Annotated in this window: 3 protein-coding genes; 2 read left to right on the plus strand and 1 reads right to left on the minus strand. The window is 62.2% G+C overall.

Going from position 1 to position 3,482, the window contains the following annotated elements:
- Positions 1-119 precede the first annotated feature (119 nt).
- On the plus strand, positions 120-1,460 hold the full coding sequence (locus ENZ74_RS26040; RefSeq protein ID WP_245471012.1) for a GMC family oxidoreductase: 1,341 nt from the start codon (positions 120-122) through the stop codon (positions 1,458-1,460).
- On the plus strand, positions 1,457-2,674 hold the full coding sequence (locus ENZ74_RS26045) for a cytochrome c (RefSeq protein WP_063167924.1): 1,218 nt from the start codon (positions 1,457-1,459) through the stop codon (positions 2,672-2,674). Before ENZ74_RS26040 ends, ENZ74_RS26045 begins: the two co-directional genes overlap by 4 nt.
- 9 nt (positions 2,675-2,683) lie before the next feature.
- Here ENZ74_RS26045 and ENZ74_RS26050 read toward each other — a convergent pair whose 3' ends face one another.
- The gene (locus ENZ74_RS26050) at positions 2,684-3,391 is read right to left on the minus strand and encodes a DeoD-type purine-nucleoside phosphorylase (RefSeq protein WP_013531859.1); all 708 of its coding nucleotides are present in this window, start codon (positions 3,389-3,391) and stop codon (positions 2,684-2,686) included.
- Between the last annotated feature and the right edge of the window lie 91 nt (positions 3,392-3,482).

A 3,482-nucleotide genomic window follows, 5' to 3' on the forward strand; every position in this document is an offset into this window, starting at 1 on the left:
GCGTCCACTGGAACGGCCACACCTGGCGGTTCTGGGATTGAGACTTTCAGATAAAGACCAATCTGACCAAGAAATATGGTGCATCGAGAATCGCCGATCTCCAGGTCGAGGACTGGGGCGTGACCGGCGCGGAGATGGAGCCCTATTACGACCAGTTCGAGTATCTGGCAGGCATCTCGGGCAAGGCCGGCAATATCAAGGGGCAGTTGCAGGAAGGCGGCAATCCGTTCGAGGATCCAAGGTCGCGGGATTATCCGAACCCGCCGATGCAGATGACCTACGCGCCAACCCTGTTCGCCGAGGTCGGCCGGTCGATCGGCCTGCATCCCTTCCCGACCCCATCCGCCAACATGTCGCGGGCCTATGTCAACCCGCTCGGCATCGCCATGGGTCAATGCACCTATTGCGGATTCTGCGAACGCTTCGGCTGTGCCAACTATTCGAAGTCGAGCGCCCAGACCACCGTCCTTCCGGTGCTGATGAAGAAGTCCAATTTCGAAGTCCGCACCGACAGCGAGGTACTGCATGTCGATCTGGCTCCCGGAGGCAAGTCGGCGCGCGGCGTGACCTACGTCGATACCTCAGGCGAGGAGTACTTCCAGCCGGCCGATCTGGTGCTGCTGTGCGCCTACGGCCTGCACAATGCCCGGCTGATGATGCTGTCCGGCATCGGCAAGATCTACGACCCCGGCAGCGGCGAAGGAACGGTTGGGCGCAATTACTGCTACCAGACAAACGCCGGCGTGCAGGTGTTCTTCGACGACAAGAACTTCAACCCGTTCATCGCCGCAGGCGCGCTCGGCCAGACGATCGACGATTACAATGGTGACGCGTTCGACCACGGCGCGCTGGACTTCGTCGGCGGTGCGGGCATCAACTGCATTCCCACCAACGGGCGCCCGATCGGAACCAGGCCGACCCTGCCCGGCACGCCGAAATGGGGCAGCGCCTGGAAGAAGGCAACGGTCGAGGGCTACAAGAGCACGCTTGGCTACTCGTCCCAGGGAAGCAGCTACGCGACGCGCAACAACTACCTCGACCTCGACCCGACCTACAAGGACCGTTTCGGGCGGCCGCTGATGCGCATGACGTTCGATTTTCCCGACAACGACATCCGCATGTCGAACTATGTCTGCGACCGGATGGAGGAAATTGCCAAGGCGCTCGGCGGAAAGCAGTACGCCGTCAGCCGCCGCAAGAAAGGCTGGGACAGCGTCCCCTACCAGAGCACCCACAATACGGGCGGCGCCATCATGGGAACGGACCCGAAGAAGAGCGCGGTCAACACCTTCCTCCAGAGTTGGGACGTCCCCAACGTCTTTGTCATCGGTGCGTCGGCCTTCCCGCAGAATGCCGGCAAAAATCCGACAGGAACGGTCGGCGCGCTCGCTTTCCGCGCCGCCGATGCCATCCGCAATCAATATCTGCGCAATCCCGGTGCACCCCTGGTGCAGGCATGAACAAGCTCGTTCTCACGCTCGCCATCGGTGCTGCGGCCCTCACTGGCGGCCCGGCATGGAGTGCCGACCAGGCGGACCAGATCATACGTGGACAGTATCAGGCGGTGCTCGGCGACTGTGCAGGCTGTCATACGCGAGCCGAGGGCAAACCGCTGGCCGGCGGCCTGCCGCTCGAAACGCCGTTCGGCGCGCTTGTGCCGCCCAACATAACGCCTGACCGCGAGACGGGCATCGGCAGTTGGTCGGAAGCCGACTTCCGCAGCATGATGAAGTCAGGCATCGGCCACAATGGTGTGCGGCTCTACCCCGCAATGCCCTACCCCGCCTATACCAGGATGAACGATCGGGACATTTCCGACTTGTGGGCCTATCTGACGACGGTTCAACCGGTATCGAACAAGGTCGAAGCCAATCAGCTGCCGTTCCCGTTGAACATCCGGCTGGCGATGCTGGGCTGGAATGCCCTCAACTTCACCGAAGCAAGCTTTCAGCCGGATCCCTCCAAGTCGGCGGAGTGGAATCGCGGCGCTTATATCGTCCAGGGAGCGGGCCATTGCGGCACCTGCCACTCGCCCAAATCTTTCCTTGGCGCCGATAAGGACAGCGAGTTCCTGCAAGGTGCCTCCCTGCAGGGCTGGTTTGCCCCCGACATCACCAACAATGCGCAATCGGGCCTGGGCAAATGGTCGGAAGAGGATCTGGTGAAATACCTCAAGACCGGCGTCAATGCGCATTCGATTGCCTCCGGTCCGATGGCGGAGGCCATCGAGAACTCCACGTCGAAAATGACCGATCCCGATCTCAAGGCGGTTGCAGTCTACCTCAAGAGCCTGGGCTCGGATGTCGACAGCGCCCAACCGGCAAAGCCTGACGCAACACGGATGACCGCGGGCGAGGCAATCTATCGCGACAATTGCTCGGCCTGCCATGGTGGAGATGGTGCCGGGTCAGGCGCGCTTTTCCCTTCCCTTGCCGGCAATTCGATCGTCGCGCAGGGCAGTGCCGAAACACTGGCCCGGCTCGTCCTTGCCGGCAGCCAGGCCGTGCACACGGCCGATGCACCGACGACGCCCGCCATGCCTTCCCTGGCCTGGCGCCTGAAAGACCAGGAGGTCGCCGACGTCTTGACCTATGTGCGCGCCAGTTGGGGCAACGCGGCTCCTGCAGTCTCGTCCGGCGATGTCGCTGCCGTACGCAAGGGATTGACCCAGTAGACCCGTACTCTAGCTCTCGGCTGCGACAGCGAGCGCCAGACGGCTCATGTCGGTGAAAAGCGCCTGGCGCTCGGAATAGTCGGTCTGTTCGCCGGTCTCGATGTTGTCCACCACGACACACATCGACAACGCACGTGCTCCGAAATGCTCCGATATGCCATAGAGCGCGCTGGTTTCCATATCCACGGCCAGGGCTCCTTGCGCCCGTGCATCGGCAAAACGGGCACGCCCATCCGGGTGATAGAAGATGTCGCTGCAGACCGTCAGGCCGACATGATGGTCGATGCCAAATTCTACCGCCTTGGCCCGTGACGATGCGAGGAGCGCCGGGTCCGGGCCAGCCGGTCCATAAAGGCCGAAAACCTGGCCGCTCTGGGCGCTTTCCGCCTGTGCCGATTGCGAGATGACAAGGCTGCGCAGCTTTGCCTTTGCGGTCAGGCTGCCGCAGGTGCCGGTACGGATCAGCGTCCGGGCGCCATAATGGTCCAGCAGTTCATGCGCATAGATCAGAAACGATGAAACGCCGATGCCCGTCGCTTGAATGCTGATGGACTTGCCACGAAACAAGCCGGTGAAGCCAAGCGTGCCGCGTCGGCGATTGATGCAGCGCGGCGCTTCCAGGAACGTTTGCGCCATCCATTCGGCGCGTTGCGGGTCGCCCGGCAACAACACCGTGTCGGCATAGTCGTCCTTGTCCGCTTCGTTGTGCGGCGTCACCGGTTGCTCCCCTAAGCCTTCCTGCCGTTCACCCCTCAATCATGGCGTTGTCACGGCGTTGCGCAAGGAGGAACATGGGGAAGGCTTTAGG

Origin of the sequence: Mesorhizobium sp. M7A.F.Ca.CA.002.15.2.1, from assembly GCF_003998715.1 — a bacterium.
Taxonomy (GTDB): Bacteria; Pseudomonadota; Alphaproteobacteria; order Rhizobiales; family Rhizobiaceae; genus Mesorhizobium; species Mesorhizobium ciceri.

What these genes read in the sequence shown, in the direction of transcription:
- ENZ74_RS26045 (WP_063167924.1), top strand. Translation starts at nt 1,457, where the DNA reads ATGAACAAGCTCGTTCTCACGCTCGCCATCGGTGCTGCGGCCCTCACT.